The 19,014-nt window shown below is 62.8% G+C and carries 16 protein-coding genes and 1 riboswitch; of the genes, 10 read left to right on the top strand and 6 right to left on the bottom strand.

The features are described 5' to 3' along the window. Positions 1-13 precede the first annotated feature (13 nt). Entirely contained in the window at positions 14-1,147 is a 1,134-nt protein-coding gene (gene gcvT, locus B5M07_RS02985; protein WP_120350160.1) for a glycine cleavage system aminomethyltransferase GcvT, read from the bottom strand. Between the two features lie 149 nt (positions 1,148-1,296). Next, positions 1,297-1,383: riboswitch (glycine riboswitch) on the bottom strand. A 98-nt stretch (positions 1,384-1,481) separates the two neighbouring features. Between gcvT and B5M07_RS02980 the strand changes: the two genes are divergently transcribed. Continuing rightward, positions 1,482-2,072, top strand: a complete 591-nt coding sequence (locus tag B5M07_RS02980; protein WP_067938472.1) for a gamma-glutamylcyclotransferase family protein — start codon at positions 1,482-1,484, stop codon at positions 2,070-2,072. A gap of 73 nt (positions 2,073-2,145) precedes the next feature. Here the strand turns inward: B5M07_RS02980 and gltX are convergent, their stop codons facing one another. Both gltX and B5M07_RS02970 read right to left on the bottom strand, forming a co-directional pair. Continuing rightward, on the bottom strand, positions 2,146-3,483 hold the full coding sequence (gene gltX, locus B5M07_RS02975; protein WP_120350159.1) for a glutamate--tRNA ligase: 1,338 nt from the start codon (positions 3,481-3,483) through the stop codon (positions 2,146-2,148). A 65-nt stretch (positions 3,484-3,548) separates the two neighbouring features. Continuing rightward, positions 3,549-5,147, bottom strand: coding sequence for an MORN repeat-containing protein (locus tag B5M07_RS02970; protein ID WP_120350158.1), 1,599 nt, complete (start codon positions 5,145-5,147; stop codon positions 3,549-3,551). A 204-nt stretch (positions 5,148-5,351) separates the two neighbouring features. Between B5M07_RS02970 and B5M07_RS02965 the strand changes: the two genes are divergently transcribed. The 3 genes from B5M07_RS02965 to B5M07_RS02955 all read left to right on the top strand — a co-directional run bounded on the left by B5M07_RS02965 (position 5,352) and on the right by B5M07_RS02955 (position 8,245). Further along, the gene (locus B5M07_RS02965; RefSeq protein WP_120350157.1) at positions 5,352-6,806 is read left to right on the top strand and encodes a nitrilase-related carbon-nitrogen hydrolase; all 1,455 of its coding nucleotides are present in this window, start codon (positions 5,352-5,354) and stop codon (positions 6,804-6,806) included. Between the two features lie 266 nt (positions 6,807-7,072). Next, entirely contained in the window at positions 7,073-7,753 is a 681-nt protein-coding gene (locus B5M07_RS02960; RefSeq protein ID WP_120350156.1) for a DUF1236 domain-containing protein, read from the top strand. Between the two features lie 126 nt (positions 7,754-7,879). Next, positions 7,880-8,245 (top strand): antibiotic biosynthesis monooxygenase family protein, encoded by a 366-nt coding sequence (locus B5M07_RS02955; RefSeq protein ID WP_067941467.1) that lies wholly within the window; start codon positions 7,880-7,882, stop codon positions 8,243-8,245. A gap of 13 nt (positions 8,246-8,258) precedes the next feature. Here B5M07_RS02955 and B5M07_RS02950 read toward each other — a convergent pair whose 3' ends face one another. Both B5M07_RS02950 and B5M07_RS02945 read right to left on the bottom strand, forming a co-directional pair. Next, positions 8,259-9,785 (bottom strand): cryptochrome/photolyase family protein, encoded by a 1,527-nt coding sequence (locus B5M07_RS02950; protein ID WP_205570896.1) that lies wholly within the window; start codon positions 9,783-9,785, stop codon positions 8,259-8,261. After that, positions 9,782-10,450 carry an SDR family NAD(P)-dependent oxidoreductase gene (locus B5M07_RS02945; RefSeq protein WP_120350154.1) on the bottom strand — a complete coding sequence of 223 codons (669 nt, stop codon included), beginning with the start codon at positions 10,448-10,450 and terminating at the stop codon, positions 9,782-9,784. The genes B5M07_RS02950 and B5M07_RS02945 overlap by 4 nt, the downstream gene beginning before the upstream one ends. 299 nt (positions 10,451-10,749) lie before the next feature. Between B5M07_RS02945 and B5M07_RS02940 the strand changes: the two genes are divergently transcribed. Next, positions 10,750-12,318 (top strand): 2-isopropylmalate synthase, encoded by a 1,569-nt coding sequence (locus B5M07_RS02940; protein ID WP_120350153.1) that lies wholly within the window; start codon positions 10,750-10,752, stop codon positions 12,316-12,318. A 276-nt stretch (positions 12,319-12,594) separates the two neighbouring features. Here the strand turns inward: B5M07_RS02940 and B5M07_RS02935 are convergent, their stop codons facing one another. After that, positions 12,595-13,176 (bottom strand): VOC family protein, encoded by a 582-nt coding sequence (locus B5M07_RS02935; RefSeq protein ID WP_120350152.1) that lies wholly within the window; start codon positions 13,174-13,176, stop codon positions 12,595-12,597. 179 nt (positions 13,177-13,355) lie between these two features. Here B5M07_RS02935 and B5M07_RS02930 point away from each other — a divergent pair, with 179 nt between their 5' ends. The 5 genes from B5M07_RS02930 to rodA all read left to right on the top strand — a co-directional run bounded on the left by B5M07_RS02930 (position 13,356) and on the right by rodA (position 19,013). Further along, the gene (locus B5M07_RS02930) at positions 13,356-14,402 is read left to right on the top strand and encodes a rod shape-determining protein (protein ID WP_120352136.1); all 1,047 of its coding nucleotides are present in this window, start codon (positions 13,356-13,358) and stop codon (positions 14,400-14,402) included. A gap of 71 nt (positions 14,403-14,473) precedes the next feature. Next, positions 14,474-15,376 carry a rod shape-determining protein MreC gene (gene mreC, locus B5M07_RS02925; protein WP_120350151.1) on the top strand — a complete coding sequence of 301 codons (903 nt, stop codon included), beginning with the start codon at positions 14,474-14,476 and terminating at the stop codon, positions 15,374-15,376. Next, positions 15,373-15,912: a rod shape-determining protein MreD gene (locus B5M07_RS02920; protein WP_120350150.1), complete on the top strand. Its 540-nt coding sequence runs from the start codon at positions 15,373-15,375 to the stop codon at positions 15,910-15,912. Before mreC ends, B5M07_RS02920 begins: the two co-directional genes overlap by 4 nt. Before the next feature lie 15 nt (positions 15,913-15,927). Beyond that, positions 15,928-17,877 carry a penicillin-binding protein 2 gene (mrdA, locus tag B5M07_RS02915; RefSeq protein ID WP_120350149.1) on the top strand — a complete coding sequence of 650 codons (1,950 nt, stop codon included), beginning with the start codon at positions 15,928-15,930 and terminating at the stop codon, positions 17,875-17,877. Beyond that, the gene (gene rodA / locus B5M07_RS02910; RefSeq protein WP_067916467.1) at positions 17,874-19,013 is read left to right on the top strand and encodes a rod shape-determining protein RodA; all 1,140 of its coding nucleotides are present in this window, start codon (positions 17,874-17,876) and stop codon (positions 19,011-19,013) included. Before mrdA ends, rodA begins: the two co-directional genes overlap by 4 nt. Position 19,014: the final 1 nt, after the last annotated feature.

The raw sequence follows: 19,014 nt of genomic DNA, 5'->3' as shown, positions 1-19,014 counted from the left end.
TCCCTGTGTAGATTCAGCGTTTGAAGTTCGCCGCGACGAACGGCATTTTCGTGACAGTCAGTGGCAAGCGCTTGCCGCGCACCTCGCCCCAAAGCGGCGTGTCGACCTTCGCATGCTCGGCGCTGACATAGCCCATGGCAACCGGGCCGCCAACCGTCGGACCAAAGCCGCCAGAGGTTACTGTGCCAACCTCATTGCCGCCCTCGGCTGCATCGAAAATCGCCACACCTTCGCGCATCGGCGCCCGGCCTTCGGGCAGCAGCCCCACCCGCTTGCGCGGCGCCCCATCGGCCAGTTGTTGCAAGATCACGCCCGCACCCGGAAAACCGCCCGCACGCTCGCCATCATTGCGCCGTACCTTCTGGATCGCCCAGTTCAGCGCCGCCTCAACCGGCGTGGTGGTGGTGTCGATGTCATGACCATAAAGGCACAACCCGCCCTCCAACCGCAGACTGTCACGCGCGCCCAGACCGATGGGCTCGACCTCTTCCAGCGCCAAAAGCTTGCGCGCCAAGGCCACGGCATCTTCATTCGCGACCGAAATCTCGTAGCCGTCCTCGCCCGTATAGCCCGAGCGCGACAGGGTGACGGTGATCCCGTCAATGTCGACATCCTTGGCCACATCCATAAATTTCATATCCGCCACCAAGGGCTGCAACCGGGCCAGCGCCGCTTCGGCCTGCGGCCCCTGCAAGGCCAGCAGCGCACGATCTTCGAGCACTTCGATCTCACAACGATCCGACAACGCCTCTTTCATCAGGGCGATGTCATCATCCTTGCACCCGGCATTCACAACAACGAACAAATGATCACCCAGATTGGCCAACATCAGATCGTCCAAGATACCACCCGTGGCATCCGTAAACATCGCATAACGCTGGCGCATCTCGGCAAGCCCCAGCACATCAACCGGCACGAGGCTCTCCATCGCCAAGGCCACATCTTCATAGCTGCCAGATTTGGCCCGCAGCACGACCTGCCCCATGTGGCTCACATCAAACAACCCGGCGGCGGCGCGGGTGTGCAAATGCTCTTTCATCACGCCAAGAGGGTATTGCACGGGCATTGAATAGCCCGCAAAGGGCACCATCTTGGCCCCCAGTTCCACATGCAAATCATGCAATGCCGTCTGCTTGAGATCGCTCATCCGGTTCGCCTTTCCTGTCGCTTCCGGATGACCTTTTGACCACGCCGGCACCTTAGCGCCGCTAACGCTGCGCATGATGCCCCCTCTGTCCTTCCGCCTGAGATCGTTATCCCTTCGGCGTGCGCATCCGCGCATCTCTCCAGAGTCTTGGTCACGTCACGGTCCTGGGGCCTGAGAGTTTCCGGGGCGGTTGCTCCTTCGGCATCGGCGTTAACCGATTCTCCCGTGACGATTGGGCCTTTCGTATGCCGCCGCATACCTCTGCGTCAAGCATGCTTGTGGCCGGATACGACACATGTTTTGGTGCGCGCGACAAATACAGGACCTTTCGCGCATGACCCCCTATTTTTTCGGCTACGGCAGCCTCGTGAATCGCAACACCCACAGCTACCCCGACGCCCGGCCCGCCCGGCTCGACGGCTGGCGGCGCAAATGGGTCCGCGCCGAAGGGCGCGACATCGTCTACCTCTCCGTGGTGCAAGACCAAAGCACCCGCATCGACGGGCTCATCGCCGCCGTGCCGGGCGCGGATTGGGCGGCGCTGGACCAGCGTGAATACAGCTACGAACGCCACGCCTCAGGCGGCGCCGTGGTCCATGATCTGGTCCCCGCACCCGACATCGCCCATTACGCCATCCCGCTCGAAATCGCGGTCGACCACGGCGATCACGTCATCCTTCTGAGCTATCTTGATGTTGTGGTCCAAGGCTTCCTGCGCGAGTTCGGCACCGATGGAGCGGCGCGCTTTTTTGACACCACCGAAGGCTGGGACACACCTATCCTGAACGACCGCGCAGCGCCCCTTTACCCGCGCCACCAGACCCTAACGCCAGAAGAAACGGCCGTGGTCGATCACCACATCGACCGCTTGTCGCTACAGGTGAAATCACGCGACGAAGTCCCCTTCACAAAGAAGAACTTCTGACCGCTCTAATTCATCCTTTTTCAAATACCCGCGGGGGTCCGGGGGCAGCGCCCCCGAATGCCCTCGGCCCGCCTCAGCCGCGTGCTTTGACGGTCTGGAGCAACGGCAGAACCTGCGCCATCTCTGGCCCGTGTTCCTGCCCCGTCAGCGCCAAACGCAGGGGCCGGAACAACCCACGTCCCTTGCGCCCGGTGGCTTCTTTGACCGCGGCGGTCCAGCTTGACCACGTGGTTTCATCAAAGGGCATCTCCGGCAGCAGCAGCATGGCCTGAGCCACGAATTCGCGGTCTTCCTCGGCAATCACCGGCTCGGCCCCGTCGCGGAACATAGCCCACCACGGACCCAAATCCTTCAGCGTCGAGATATTCTCGCGCGTGACCGCCCAGAACTGCGCGGCTTTGTCTTCCGGCACGCCAAGGGCGGTGATGTCGTCTTTCACGGCCTCAAGCGGCAGTTGCTGCAAATACCGCCCTGTCAGCGGGAACAGATCCTGCACATCGAACTTGGTCGGCGCTGAGCCGAAGCGGTTGATGTCGAAACCCTCGATCAACTCCGCCATATCCGTGCGCAGCTCCACCGGATCAGACGATCCCAACCGCGCCATCAGGCTCAGCAGCGCGAAGGGCTGAACCCCCTGCTCGCGCAGATCACGCAGGGCCAGCGTGCCAAGGCGCTTGCTCAGCGCCTCGCCCTGCGGGCCGGTGAGCAGCGAGTGGTGCGCGAACGAGGGCACCGCCCCATTGCCGAGCGCCTGCATGATCTGGATCTGGGTCGCGGTGTTGGTCACATGGTCCGACCCGCGCACCACATGGGTCACGCCCATTTCGGTGTCATCCACGACGCTCGCCAAGGTATAAAGGATCTGCCCATCGCCACGAATGAGTACGGGGTCACTAACCGAGGCCGCGTCGATGGAAATATCGCCCAAGATACCGTCGTCCCATTCGATCCGCTGGTGATCGAGCTTGAACCGCCAAACGCCATCGCCACGCTCGGCACGCAGCGCGGCTTTCTCATCGTCGGAGAGGTTCAGCGCGGCGCGGTCATAGACCGGCGGCTTGCCCATGTTGAGCTGCTTCTTGCGCTTGAGGTCCAGCTCTGTCGGCGTCTCGAACGCCTCGTAGAAACGGCCCTTTTCGCGCAGGTCTTCGGCGGCGGTATGGTAGCGGTCCAACCGCTCTGACTGTCGCTCGACCCGGTCCCATTCCAAGCCCAACCATTCGAGGTCTTGCTTGATGCCGTCGACGTATTCTTCGCGGCTGCGCTCGGGATCGGTGTCGTCGATGCGCAGGATGAAAGTGCCGCCCGCCTTGCGCGCGATGAGGTAGTTCATCAGCGCGGTGCGCAGGTTGCCCACGTGGATATAGCCAGTGGGGGACGGGGCGAAACGGGTGATCGTTGGGTTGGACATCTGGCGTACTCCTGTTGCGCGCGGGCTTGCCACAGGGCGCGGGCGTTGTCCAGCAAAGGCGGGGGTCAGCCGCCGTCTGCCGCGGTGCCAGTCGGGGCGGGCACAACCTCAGAGGTGTCGGCGTCGGTGCCGTCGTCTGACACGCCCTCATCGGGGGCGTCTGCCGCTGCCGGTGCCGCATCTGCAGGCTGTGCTTCGTCCGCAGGAGTCTCCGCCGCGGCGCCAGAGGCGGTGCCGGCTGCGGGATCGGCTGCGGTGTCAGAAGCCGCCCCGGCGGTCCCATCGCTCAACGCGCCGTTCTCCCAATCGCCCGAGGCTTCCTCGCCGCTGGCATAGCGCATGGTGCCGCTGCCCTGCCGCTTGCCCGCTTTGAACGTGCCCTCATAGACATCGCCATTGGCATAGGTCGCCACGCCCTGCCCTTCGATCTCTCCCTCGGTCCACTCGCCTTCGTAGACGAAACCGCTGGCCATGGTGATCTTACCCTGACCGTGACGCTGCCCATTTCTGAACGCGCCTTCATAGACCGTGCCGTCGGGATAGGTCGCCTTGCCCTGACCATGGCGCTGACCGTCCTGCCAGCCGCCCTCATAGCGGTAGCCGTCGGCATAGGTCATCACCCCTTGGCCATGGTTGCGGGCATCTTTGAATTCGCCCTCATAGACCACGCCATTGGTATAGGTCGCGATGCCTTCGCCTTCGATCACACCTGCCACCCAAGCGCCCTCATAGGTCGATCCATCGGGATAGGTGATCTTGCCCGTGCCATCGGCCAGATCATTGCGGAAGGTGCCAACGTAAACCGATCCGTCGGGATAGGTTACCTGCCCCTCCCCCTCGATCTGCCCGGCGACCCAAGAGCCGGTGTAGACATAGCCATCGGTGCCGGTGAAAGTGCCCTGCCCGTCGCGGCGGTCGTCTTTGAAGTCGCCCTCATAGGTATCGCCGTTTTCATAGGTGACCTTGCCCTTGCCCTCACGGCGGCCCGCGACCAGCGTGCCTTCGTAGATATCGCCGTTGGGCTGGGTCAGCGTGCCGGTCCCGTCGATCTGGCCGTCTTTCCACAGGCCCACATAGACCAACCCGTCGGGCATGGTCAGCGTGCCCTCGCCACTGCGTTTGCCGCCTTCGATCTCGCCTTCATAGACCGCGCCATCGGGGTAGGTGATCGTGCCGACGCCCTGTTTGACGCCATCAATCCAGTCGCCTTTGTATTCATAGCCGCCGGGGCTTTGCATCACGCCCTTGCCGTGGTGTTTGGCATTGCGGAACTCACCCTCATAGCGCACGCCATTGGCATAGATCGCCACGCCTTGGCCCATGATCGCGCCCGCTTCCCATTCGCCCTCATAGGTACCGCCATCGGCAAAGGTGATCTTGCCCAGACCTTCGGGCTTGCCCTTGGCGAAATTACCCTCATAGACCGAGCCATTGGGAAAGCGCGCGACGCCTTCGCCCTTGATCTCACCCTCGACCCATTCGCCGGAATATTCATAGCCGTTGGGCAGCTTATAGGTGCCGGCACCATGCTGAAGGCCGCCTTGAAACGTGCCCTCATAGATGCCGCCGTCGTCATATTCCTTGGTCAGCACCTGCCCGTCCTGCGCCGCAAGCGGCGTGGCCAGAAGAGCGATCAGACAGAGGGGCAAGCTGCGGTGCAACATGGGCGGAATTTCCCGATCTCGTTAGGTGTCATTTGCCCTGAGGTTACGGGTGATAGAGGGCAGAGGCAACGTGTTTGCAGGACAGGCGTGCCGGTTTCGGCGGATCCCGCGCACCCGGTGCGGCGGGCCAGCCTGCGCGCAGGGGTTTCGCCCTCGGCCCGATCTGCTACATCCAACCCACACCAGCCAGCCCGGAGCCTTTGCATGTCAGACCGTTTTCGCCTCACCCTCGGGCAATTGAACCCGACCGTCGGCGACCTGCCGGGGAACGCGGCACTGGCGCGCGAGGCATGGCAGGCCGGGCGCGACGCGGGTGCGCAACTGGTCGCCTTGCCCGAACTGTTCCTGACCGGGCATGATGCGAAAGCGCTGCTGCACAACCCGGCCTTTCAACGCGATGTCGTGACCCATCTTGAGGCGCTCGCCGCCCATTGCGCCGATGGCCCCGCCTTGGCGCTTGGCGCGCCTTGGGTCGAGGGGGCGAAACTTCATAACGCCTACCTCATCCTGCAGGGTGGCAAGATCGCCCAGCGGGTGCTTCAACACAGCCCCGCGCGGCACTCTCGCTTTGATGCAGGTCCGATCAGTGGCCCCTATGCTGTTGAGGGGCTGCGCATCGGCTCCCCCATCGGGGCGGATGGCTGGACTGGCGATGTGGCCGAGACGCAGGCCGAAACGGGGGCCGAATTCCTTTTGATCCCTAATGCGGTCCCACATCAACGCGGCGCAATGGACAGGCGGCTGAATCATATGGTCGCGCGGGTGATCGAGACGGAGTTGCCGCTGATCAGCCTCAATATGGTCGGGGGGCAGGACGAGGCGGTCTTTGACGGCGCGTCCTTCGCGCTGAACCCCGGTGGCAAGCTGGCGCTGCACCTGCCTGCCTTTGACAGGGCCATTGCCCATGTCGATCTGGACCGCGCACCGGAGGGTTGGCAGATCGTGGCCGGAGACCTCGCGCCGCAGCCAAGCGCGCTGGAGCGGGATTACCGCGCTTTGGTTGTCGGCCTGCGGGATTATGTCGCCAAAGCCGGAGCCTCTAAGGTGCTGGTCGAACAGACCGAGGGGCGTGATGCCGCGCTGGCCGCGACGATCGCAGGAGACGCTTTGGGGTCCGAGAATGTCCGCCAGATCGCGGTCCCGGTGGGGGGTGATTTACAGTCCACACTGCACGGCCGCCTCGCAGGGCTTGGCGCGGCGGTCGGCGCCGATAGCCTCGCCCTACCCCTGCGCGGCCTGATGCTCCGCGCTTTGGCGCAGGACGCGGGGGAGCTGTTGCTCACGGCACAGAACAAATCCGCGGCCGCCATGGGACAGAGCGCGGTGCCGGGCGATTTCAATCCGATCAAAGACCTGTACCAGACCGAGGTGCTGGCCCTTTGCCAATGGCGCAACACCACCCACCTCGCTTGGATGCGAGGCCCAACCTCTGCGGCGCTTCCGCAGCGGGAACATTCGCAAGAAGATAGCGCTCAAGAAGATAGCGCAGTGGACGACATTCTGCGCATCTTGCAAGAAAGGAACGGTAGTGTGGGGGACTGCTTAGCGGAGGGCTTTGACCAGCGGACCGCCCAAAAGGTCGCGGAGCACCTTTTTAACAACCAGCCGCGGAAAAATCGCTCCGCCCCCGGCCCGCGCGTCACGGCATCGCGGCCATAGCCCCCCTACCCCGCCCACTGGCGCGATGGCTCATAACGCCGAGATCACCTCTCTGGTTTCCCACTTTTCCCTGAGCGCCAGAGGCAAGCGACTTCCCGCCACCTGCCAGCAGGTTAGCGCCCAATTATTGACCAATGGGAGCCAAAAACCGGGCGCTCCGTGCTTCATGGGGGAACGAACCCTTTCCCCCACAGTTGTCCAAACACGACCAACAACGGCGCTGGATTTCCCGCAGGGCACTCCCGCCGAACAGAAAGGGTTAAGAGATGAATATCGTTAAACTTGGAATGGTATCTGCCATCGCTTTGGGTGCCGCTGCACCTGTCTATGCACAGTCTGCCGAAGCCTATGCCGCAACCGATCTCAACATCCGTTCGGGCCCCGGCCCGCAGTACGACATCGTCGGTGTCATCCCCGGTGGCGAAGCCACTATGGTGGAAGGCTGCCTTGACGGCCAATCCTGGTGCCGGGTCAATTTCGGCGACACGATGGGCTGGTCCTACTCTGATTACCTCGCCGTTGAAGTCGAAGAGCAGGCCGTGGCCCTGACCACCCGCCCCGCGACCGTCGAAGTGGGGACCGTGACCTATGAAGACCCCGATGGCACCGCCGAGAATGAGACCGAAGGCGCTGCTGCCGGTGCGACCCTTGGCGCGCTGACAGCCTATGCCGTTGGTGGCCCGCTTGGCGGCATCATCGCCGGTGGCATCGCAGGTGGTGCGGCAGGTTCCGCCGCTGCTGAGCCAGAGGAATCCACCATCACCTACGTCCGCGAGAACCCGGTTGATACCGTGTACCTCGACGGTGAAGTGGTGGTCGGCGCGGGCATCCCCACGACCGTGACCACCTATGAGGTCCCGGAAACCACATACCGCTATGTCAACATCAACGGCGCGACCGTGATCGTTGACAACGAGACGAACCTGATCGTCGACGTTGTGCGCTAAGCTGCAATAACGTGCTGCGCTAAGCCACCATAGATTTGGACAAAGAAGGCTCGGAGAGTGATCTCCGGGCCTTTTCTTTGCCCGAAAACTAGGGCTAGCATGGGGCAGCAACCGCAGGGAGCCACCATGATCGCCGTTATTTTCGAAGTCTTCCCCCACCCCGACCGCCGCGAGGAATACCTCGATGTCGCGGCCAAGATGCGGCCCCTGCTGGATGAGGTGGATGGCTTCATCTCTGTCGAACGGTTCCAAAGCCTGACCAACCCCGAAAAGCTGCTTTCGCTCTCTTTCTTCCGCGATGAAGAGGCAGTGCAGAACTGGCGCAAGCTGACCGCGCACCGCGGCGCGCAGGCAGCAGGGCGCGAAGGCATCTTTACCGATTACCACCTGCGCATCGCCCATGTGATCCGCGACTATGGCATGTTCGACCGCGCAGAGGCGCCACAGGACAGTCAGGAAATCCATCCACCACGGCCCACTCCCGAAGGCTGAAGGCTGACCGGGACTAGACCGTCTCCCCCGCCTCCAGCCGCCGCAACCAGTTGCCCGCATCGCGCAAGACCGCCTCGCGTCGGTCGGCATCCATGCGGTCCCACGTGGCATACATGTTTCTCATACGCGCATTGCCCTGAAACCGCTCTCGGTGCCGGTCAAGAAAGTGCCAGTAAAGCAGGTTGAACGGGCAGGCTTTCTGTCCCGCCTTCGCAGTGACGCTGTAGCTGCATCCTTTGCAGTAGTCAGACATGCGATTGATGTAAGCCCCGGACGAGACATAGGGTTTCGAGGCGATGACCCCGCCGTCGGCGAATTGGCTCATGCCGACGGTGTTGGGCGCTTCGACCCATTCATAGGCGTCGGCGTAGATCTCTAGATACCATTCATGCACCTGATGCGGATTGATCCCGGCCAGCAGGGCGAAATTGCCCGTCACCATCAGCCGCTGGATGTGATGCGCATAAGCGTATTTCTGCGTCTGCCCGATGGCTTGGCGCAGGCAATTCATCTGCGTGTCGGCACCCCAGTAAAAGGCAGGCAAGTCGCGGTCGTGTCGCAGCACGTTGCGCGCCACATACTCCGGCCCCTCAAGAAAATAGATGCCCCGCACATATTCGCGCCATCCAAGGATTTGGCGGATGAACCCTTCGGCAGCGTTGATCGGCACGTCCCCCTGCTGCCACGCCTTTTCGGCAGCCCGGCAGACCTCCATCGGGTCGAGCAACCCAAGGTTCAGATAGGGAGAGATCAGCGCGTGAAAGAGATAGGGCTGCCCTTCCAGCATCGCGTCCTGATAATCGCCAAATCGCGGCAGGGCGTGGGTGATGAAATGCGCCAAGACCTGCAGGGCCTCCGCGCGCGTGGTGGCAAAGTCAAAGGGGAGCAGATCACCGAAGTTGTCCCCATAGCGCGTCTCCACAAGGTCAAGCACCGCTTGGGTCTCAGCATCAGGCGCAAAGCTGAGCGGCTGGGGGAACTCCAGCCCCTCCTTCGGGGGCTTGCGGTTGTCGTGGTCGAAATTCCATTTGCCCCCTGCGGGATCGTGGCCCTCCATCAACAGGCCGGTCTCGCGGCGCATCTCGCGGTAGAAATACTCCATCCGCAGCGCCTTGCGCCCCTCGGCCCAATCTTCGAACCGTTTGCGAGTGGCGATAAAGCGGTCATCCGGCAAGAGATGCGTCGGGATCGGCGCATCGGTCAGCGTGTTGAGCAGCCGCCACTCCCCCGGCTCTGTCACGATCACCTCGCCCGCGCCGGTTTCCTCCGCCCGGCGGAGCAGTTCGCCGACGAGAGAGCCTGCGTTTTCGGGGTCATCCAGCCGGGTATAGCGCAAGCTCCAGCCGTCATCCTCCAACTGGCGGGCAAATTTGCGCATTGCGGCGAAGACAAGCGCGATTTTCTTGGGGTGGTGACGGACATATTCCGCCTCTTGCGCGACCTCGGCCATGACCACCACATCGCGCGCCTTGTCGGCCTCGCGCAGCGATGACAGGTTTAGGGAGAGTTGATCGCCCAGAACCAAGATCAAACGGCTCACCACGGCACCGCCTTTCCGGCCCAATCAAAGAACCCGCCACTATTGTCCGGGGTCAGCCCGTCGATCACCCGCAGCAGATTGCCCGCAGCCTCCCCCGGCGGCACCGCCGGATGGCGGCCCAGGTATTTCTCGGTAAAGGGTGTTTCGACGGTGCCGGGGTGCAGTGCCACGCAGATGCTTTGCGGATGGGAGCGGCTGAGTTCAATCGCGGCGGTATGCACGATCTGGTTCACCGCCGCCTTGGCGCTGCGGTAGCTGATCCAACCGCCCAAGCGATTATCTCCGATAGAACCGACCCGCGCCGAAAGCACGGCGAATACCGCCCGCCTGTCGCGCGGCAAGAGCCGCCCCGCATGACGCAGGATCAGCGCCGGACCAACGGCGTTGAGCGCGAATTGATCCAGCATCGCCTTTTGCGTGATCGCGCGGAGCGACTTTTCCGGGGCTGCCCCGTCGATCTCCAAAGCGCCTGTGGCGACGATCACCGCGTCGAAGGGGCCGGTAAGCCCCTCCAGCGCCGCATTAACCGAAGCCTCATCCCTAAGGTCCAGCCCATCGCTGGCGCGAGAGAGCGCCGTTACCTCATCCCCGCGCGCCCGCAAGGTGTCGCTCAGCGCCGCGCCGATCCCGCCGCTGGCCCCGATCACAAGCACCCGCGCACTCACGCCGCCGCGTCCTGCGGTATCGCTTTGTACTGCATCCTGAACTCCCTTGCTTATAGGCAGATAGGCGGCGCTGACGCGGGGGCAAACAAAAGCCGCAACACCCCCTTTCCATTTGAAAACGGGTGCGTATAACTATCCGCATGACACAGGCCGTCCATATCCCGACCCTGCCGCGCTGCTGCGCGGGCCTGCTGTGTGCCAACTTGCTGCACCTAATTCGCCTCTGAGCGTGCCCTTCGGCGCGCCCGCTCAGAGGGATGTGTCGCGCGCCAAGGATACCAGCAAAGAAAGAACCCAGGATGACCGATATGACGAAACAGGACCGTGTGCTGATTTTTGACACCACCTTGCGGGATGGCGAACAATCCCCCGGGGCGACGATGACCCATGCCGAAAAGCTGGAGATTGCGCAGCTTTTGGATGAGATGGGCGTCGACATCATCGAAGCAGGCTTTCCCATCGCCTCCGAAGGCGACTTTAACGCGGTGAGCGAGATTGCCCGCCAATCGCAAAACGCCGTGATCTGTGGCCTTGCCCGCGCGCAACTGGGCGATATCGACCGCTGTTGGGAGGCCGTGAAACACGCCCGCCAGCCGCGCATCCATACATTCATCGGCACCTCGCCCCTGCACCGCGCCATTCCGAACCTGACACAGGATGAGATGGCCGACCGCATCCATGAGACAGTGACCCACGCGCGTAACCTCTGCGACAACGTGCAATGGTCGCCGATGGATGCCACGCGGACCGAGCTTGATTACCTCTACCGCGTTGTGGAAATCGCCATCAGAGCCGGGGCCACCACGATCAACATCCCCGACACCGTGGGCTATACCGCCCCACGCGAAAGCGCCGATCTGATCGCCAAACTGCTCGAAAACGTGCCGGGCGCGGATGAGATCATCTTTGCCACCCACTGCCACAACGATCTGGGCATGGCGACAGCCAACAGCCTTGCCGCCGTGGAAGCCGGGGCGCGGCAGGTGGAATGCACCATCAACGGTCTGGGCGAACGCGCGGGCAACACGGCCCTCGAAGAGGTCGTCATGGCGCTCAAGGTGCGCAATGACATCATGCCCTACGAGACGCGCATCGACAGCACCAAGATCATGAACATCTCGCGCCGTGTTGCGACGGTCTCGGGTTTTGCGGTGCAGTTCAACAAGGCCATCGTCGGCAAGAACGCCTTTGCCCATGAGAGCGGCATCCACCAAGACGGCATGCTCAAGAATGCCGAAACCTTTGAGATCATGCGCCCGGAGGATGTGGGTCTGACCGAGACCAATATCGTCATGGGCAAACACTCGGGCCGCGCGGCGCTGCGCTCCAAGCTCGAAGACCTCGGGTTTGAACTGGGGGATAACCAGCTCAAGGATGTCTTCGTGCGGTTTAAGGAATTGGCCGACCGTAAAAAGGAAATCTACGAGGATGACCTGATTGCGCTGATGCGCACCGCGACCGATCCTGAAGAGGACCGCATTCGCCTCAAATCGATGAAGGTCGTTTGCGGCACCGAAGGCCCGCAGACCGCCGACATGGTGTTGGATGTGGATGGCGCAGAGCAGAGCACCAACCAGACCGGCGATGGCCCCGTCGACGCGGCGTTCAACTGTATCAAGGCACTGGTGCCGCACACCGCGCGCTTGCAGCTTTACCAAGTGCATGCGGTCACCGAAGGCACCGACGCGCAGGCGACGGTGTCCGTGCGGATGGAGGAAGAGGGCCGCATCGTGACGGGGCAATCTGCCGATACCGATACCGTGGTGGCGAGTGTGCGGGCCTATATCCACGCGTTGAACCGTCTGTTGGTGCGGCGTGAAAAGGGCGGCACGGATAAGCGCGAGATCAATTATAAAGATGTGAGTTGATGCGGAGGGCGGGGGAAACCCCGCCCTTTTCGCTTGAGGGCCATCGCCTGCCCGCGGGTCGGCGATCCGACGGGCGGTTCATGCCACTTTATGGTTCAGCTGTGATTTGCGTGCGCGAAGTTGCGCCAAGCCTCACCAAATCGCCTACCCGGTCGCACCAAAGGTGCGCCTAATACATTCTGGCACGCCTCCGGCGTGACGGAGCGAGCAGGCGATGGCCCGGCGCCTACGGCTTTCCTCCGGGCTGGGGTGGCATTCGTCACCGAAGAACCAATCTCAATACGGGTTCTTCGCCCCGCGATCCGCACTCAGCGACGCCTGCCCCCGCTCCACAATCATCACCACCGCATCCGCCAGATGTTGCCGCTGGATATGATCATCTCCCGCCGCAACCCGCAGCTTATGCGCCTCTAGCATCACCTCGGCATGGCTCGACCCGCGCGGCGGGATGAACGTGTAGCAGGCCAGTTCAATCAACAGACCCAGCGGATCCTTGAAATAGATCGAATGCATAAAGCCTCGATCCTTCACGCCCGAATGCCCGATGCCCCGCGCCTCTAACCGCTCGGGGATTTGGTCAAACATCGCGCGGTCCACCTCAAAGGCCAGATGATGCACGCAGCCCGGATCCATCGGCGTGCGATTGTGCACCCGCTTGCGGTTCTCATTGGTGAAAATCGTGATCAGCCGTCCGTCGCCCGGATCGAAATACAAATGCCCCTCATCCGGGTCATCCAAATTAGGCTGGTCAAAAATGAAAGGCATTCCCAAAACGCCCTCCCAGAAGTCGATTGAACTTTGCCGATCGGCCCCGGTGAGGGTGATGTGATGCACCCCAAGTGTCTGTATCTTTTGCATGGTATCGCTGACCTCCGCCTTAAATATACAGCGCTATGATAGCGCGGCGGCAATATCGCGCCACCTTTGCGGTCTTGCCCCTTTCACCCTGACCTCGTGCGCCCTATAAGAGCCAATAGCCCGCGCGTGGTCCCATGCTGGCGGGCCTGTCCGAATATTTGCAAGGCTCCGCTACTGTTATGTCCATCCTCGATCAATTCCGCGGCCTGTTCTCCTCCGATATGGCGATCGACCTCGGCACCGCGAATACGCTGGTTTACGTCAAGGGTAAGGGCATCGTTCTCAGCGAACCTTCGGTGGTGGCCTATCACGTCAAAGACGGCGTCAAGAAAGTGCTCGCCGTGGGCGAAGACGCCAAGCTGATGCTGGGCCGGACGCCCGGCAGCATTGAGGCGATCCGCCCGATGCGTGAAGGGGTCATCGCCGACTTCGACACCGCCGAAGAAATGATCAAGCACTTCATCCGCAAGGTGCACAAACGCTCGACCTTCTCTAAGCCCAAGATCATTGTCTGCGTGCCCCATGGCGCGACCCCAGTTGAAAAACGCGCAATCCGCCAGTCGGTGCTGAGCGCTGGTGCGCGCCGCGCCGGGCTGATTGCGGAACCCATCGCTGCGGCCATCGGTGCGGGCATGCCGATCACCGATCCCACGGGTAACATGGTCGTCGACATCGGCGGCGGTACGACCGAGGTTGCGGTGCTGTCGCTGGGCGACATCGTCTATGCACGCTCGGTCCGCGTGGGTGGTGACCGCATGGATGAAGGCATCATCAGCTACCTGCGCCGCCAGCAGAACCTGCTGATCGGTGAGACGACTGCCGAGCGGGTCAAGACCTCCATCGGTACGGCGCGGATGCCCGACGACGGGCGCGGCACCTCAATGCAGATCCGGGGCCGTGACCTGCTGAATGGTGTGCCGAAAGAAATCGAAGTGACCCAAGCGCAGATCGCCGAAGCGCTGGCCGAGCCGGTACAGCAAATCTGCGAAGCGGTGATGACCGCGCTTGAAACCACCCCGCCAGATTTGGCCGCCGATATCGTCGACCGTGGCGTGATGCTGACAGGCGGCGGTGCGCTGCTAGGTGATCTTGATCTGGCGCTGCGCGAGCAGACCGGCCTTGCGATCTCGGTCGCGGACGAGCAGCTCAATTGTGTGGCGCTCGGCACTGGCAAGGCGCTGGAATACGAGAAACAGCTGCGCCACGCGATCGACTACGACAGTTAACACTGGCAGATTAGCCAGACCCGGCACGCGGCGACACCGCCCCGCCTGACCGGGTGGGAGTTTCGGCACAGATGCCCAAAGACCGTTCCAGTTCCAGCGATTTCACCGGCCCCCTGCGCCGGTTGCTGCTGGCTGTGTTGGTGTTGGCGCTGGTCGGGATTTTCCTGCTCTGGCGCATCGACAGCCCCCGCGTTGAACGCTTCCGCGCGCAGGTGACCGACCGTTTCGTGCCGAACCTTGATTGGGCCATGGCCCCGGTGACAGGCACGATTAACCTTCTGCGCGATTTCCAGAGCTACCAACGTCTGAGCGAACAGAACCGCGAACTGCGTTCGGAACTGCGGCAGATGCAGGCGTGGAAAGAAGCGGCCCTTCAGCTAGAGCAAGAGAACGCCCGCCTGCTGGATCTAAACAACGTGCGGCTTGACCCGCGCCTCACATTCATCACCGGCACCGTTCTGGCCGACAGCGGATCGCCCTACCGCCAATCGGTGCTGCTGAACGTCGGCGCGCGTGATGGGCTGGTTGAAGGTTGGGCCACGATGGACGGCATCGGCCTTGTGGGCCGCATTGCAGGCGTGGGCAAGAACACCGCGCGCGTGATCCTGCTCACCGACGCTTCCAGCCGCATTCCGGCGACGATCCAGCCTTCGGGCCAGCGGGCCATCGTGGCGGGCGACAACAGCGCCGCGCCGCCCTTGGACTTCATCGAGAACCGTGAATTGGTCCGCCCCGGTGACCGGGTGATCAGCTCGGGCGATGGCGGGGTGTTCCCGGCGGGCATCCTGATCGGTCAGGTCGCCGCCGATCCGGGCGGGCGTCTTCGCGTCAGGCTGGCGGCGGATTACGAGCGGTTGGAGTTCCTGCGCGTGTTGCGCCACCATGGCAATGAAACCGTGCCGGACACCGCCCATGTCATCACCTCCGATGGCCCCTTGGCCGACCCGGCGGCGCCGGTCGGAGTGCAGCCATGACCGATCTGTCACGCAGCCGCCTGTGGGTCATGCGCCTGAGCTTTGTTGCGCTGGCGCTGGTGATCTTGTTCTTCCACCTGCTTCCGCTTGAGACGACCCCGCGCCCTTGGGCCGGGCCGGACCTGCTGTTGGGCTTCGCCTGCGCTTGGGGGCTGAGACGGCCTGAATATGTGCCCGCGCTCTTTCTGGCGTTGGTTTTCCTGCTGGCCGATCTCTTGCTACAACGTCCGCCCGGCCTTTGGGCGGTGCTGGCGCTGATCGGGGTCGAAAACCTCAAATCGCGGGGGCGGCAACTGCGGGATGCGAGCTTTGCCGCCGAATGGCTGACCGTGGTGGTGATCCTGACCATGGTGATCTTTGCCAACCGCATTCTGCTGAGCCTTGCGCTGGTGCCCACGCCCGCCATGACGCTGAACCTCACGGAATTGGCACTGACAGCGCTCGCTTATCCGCTGATCGTGGCCGTGACCCATGGTATCATGGGCGTGCGCAAAACCGCGCCGGGCGATCTGGATGCGCTTGGCAAACGGGTGTGATCGGGGAGCGATGAGATGAGACGTAGCCGCGCCGACAACGATGCAAACCACACGCGCCTGACCCGACGCGCCGCGCTTTTGGGCGGGGCGCAACTGCTGTTCATGGGCGGTCTGGCCGCGCGGATGCGCTATCTGCAGGTCGATCAGGCCGACCAATTTCGCCTGCTCGCCGAAGAGAACCGCATCAACATCCGCCTGATCCCGCCCTCCCGCGGTGAGATTTTCGACCGCAACGGCGTACAGCTTGCCGACAACGTGCCCTCCTACCGGATCGTCATGGTGCGCGAAGACGCGGGCGACGTGGCGGCGGTGATGGAACGTTTGGCCCAAGTTATCGAAATTGATGACGAAACCCGCGAACGCGCCATGACCGAGATGGCCCGCTCTGCGCCCTTCTTGCCCGTCACCATCGTCGATGACGTGAGTTGGGAGGTCGTGAGCAAGGTCAGCGTCAACGCCCCTGCCCTGCCCGGCGTCACCCCCGAAGTAGGCCTGACACGCGTCTACCCGCGCGGCGCGGATTTCGCCCATGTGGTGGGCCGCGTGGGCCGCGTGAGCCAAGCCGACCTCGACGCGCTGGAAAACCCCGATCAGGTGCTGCGCATCCCGCGCTTTCAAATCGGCAAGATCAACGTCGAAGCCCGCGCCGAGAACCTGCTGCGCGGTGCGGCGGGCACCAAACATGTAGAGGTGAACGCCACAGGCCGCGTGATGCGCGAGTTGGAGCGGCGCGAAGGTCAGGCCGGGGCCGACCTGCAGCTGACCGTGGATGCCAATCTGCAACGCTATGTGCAGGCCCGTCTGGGTGAAGAAAGCGCCGCCGTGGTCATCATCGATTGCGAGAATGGCGATCTGGCCGCACTCGCCTCATCGCCCAGCTATGACCCGAACCTCTTTATCGGCGGCATCTCCTCGGCGGATTATAATCCGCTGTTGAATTCCAAATACCGACCCTTGGTGAACAAGCCGGTGCAGGGCACCTACCCGCCCGGTTCAACCTTCAAGATGATCGTCGCACTCGCCGCTATCGAAGAGGGCATCGTCGGCCCCGAAGAGACGGTATATTGCCCCGGCCATCTGGAGGTCGCGGGGCGGCGGTTCCACTGCTGGAAACGCGCGGGCCACGGATGGGTTAATTTACAGGATTCGCTGAAACAATCCTGCGACGTCTATTACTACGACCTCGCCGTGAAGGTGGGCATCGAAAAGATCACCGCCATGTCGAACCGCTTTGGCCTTGGGATCAAACACGATCTGGCGCTGTCTTCGGTCGCGGGTGGGCTTGCGCCGACCAAACAGTGGAAACGCTCGGCCCGGGGCGAGGATTGGGTCGTGGGCGACACGGTCAACGCCTCCATCGGGCAGGGTTTTACCCTGTCCTCCCCACTGCAACTCGCGGTGATGAGCGCGCGGATCGCCACCGGGCGCGCGGTGGCGCCGCGGCTGATTAAATCCATCGACGGGGTGGAGCAACCCAGCGGCGCGGGCGAGCCGATGGGCCTGAACGAGAACAACCTGCGCCAATTGCGCAAAGCGATGTACGACGTGGTCAACGACCGCCGCGGCACCGGCTATCGCAGCCGCATCATCGACGACACGATGCGCATGGCGGGCAAGACCGGCACCAGTCAGGTGCGCAACATCACCGCCGCCGAACGCGCCCGTGGTGTGACCAGCAACGCCGACCTGCCGTGGGAGCGCCGCGACCACGCGCTGTTCGTGTGCTTCGCGCCCTACGACAAACCCAAATACGCGGCCTGCGTGCTGGTGGAACACGGGGGGGGCGGATCAACCGCCGCCGCCCCGATTGCGCGCGACGTGATGTTGCAGGCCATGGCCGGGGGCGAGCCGCCGCTCGAAGCCTACCCCAAGTCCGACCGGGGCCGCATCGCCACCCAGCAAGAAGAGCTGCGCGACACCGCGCCGGAAACCTCGGCCAGCGTAGCGGGAGACGATCAGGCATGAGCTATCTTGAGCATACGGTCAAATCCGTCCCCACGGGGCTGCGCAAGATCCTTTTCATGAACTGGCCGCTGGCGATCCTGTTGACCAGTGTCGCGGGCGTGGGGTTCTTGATGCTCTACTCGGTCGCTGGCGGGTCATTCTCCCCTTGGGCTGAACCGCAGATGAAGCGTTTTGGCATGGGCATTGCGATCATGTTTACCGTCGCGATGGTGCCGATCTGGCTCTGGCGCAATCTGTCGGGCGTGGCCTATGGGGCGACCTTGGTGCTACTGGTCGCGGTCGAACTCTTTGGCTCTGTCGGCATGGGCGCGCAGCGTTGGATCGACATCGGCTTTATGCGGTTGCAACCGTCGGAGCTGATGAAGATCACGCTGGTGCTGTTTCTGGCCGCCTATTACGACTGGCTGCCGGTCAAAAAGGTCTCGCGCCCCTTTTGGGTCCTGCTCCCGATCCTGATCATCGTGGTCCCCACCGCTTTGGTCCTGAAACAGCCCGACTTGGGCACCTCGATCCTGCTTTTGACCGCCGGGGGCGGGCTGATGTTCCTTGCAGGTGTGCATTGGGCCTATTTCGCCGCCGTCATCACCGCCGCCATCGGGCTGGTCACCGCCGTCTTCCAATCGCGCGGCACCCCGTGGCAACTGCTCAAAGATTACCAATACCGCCGCATCGACACTTTTCTCGACCCCAGCCAAGACCCGCTTGGCGCGGGCTACCACATCACCCAATCCAAGATCGCGCTCGGCTCGGGCGGCTGGTCTGGGCGTGGCTACATGCAGGGCACCCAGTCGCGGCTGAACTTCTTGCCCGAGAAACACACCGACTTTATCTTTACCACGCTGGCCGAAGAGTTCGGCTTCGTCGGCGGCGTCTCTCTGCTGGGGCTTTATGCGCTGATCATCCTGTTCTGCGTGGCCTCGGCGGTGAAGAACAAAGACCGGTTCTCAAGCCTGCTGACACTGGGCATCGCGCTCAACTTCTTTCTCTTTTTCGCCGTTAACATGTCGATGGTCATGGGGCTGGCCCCTGTGGTTGGCGTGCCGCTGCCGATGGTGAGCTATGGCGGCTCGGCCATGTTGGTGCTGCTTCTGGCCTTTGGGTTGGTGCAATCGGCGCATGTTCATAGACCGAGGTAAT

The sequence above is a fragment of the Sulfitobacter sp. D7 genome, assembly GCF_003611275.1.
Lineage (GTDB): Bacteria > Pseudomonadota > Alphaproteobacteria > Rhodobacterales > Rhodobacteraceae > Sulfitobacter > Sulfitobacter profundi.
This window is presented reverse-complemented; position numbering and strand designations above follow the sequence as displayed.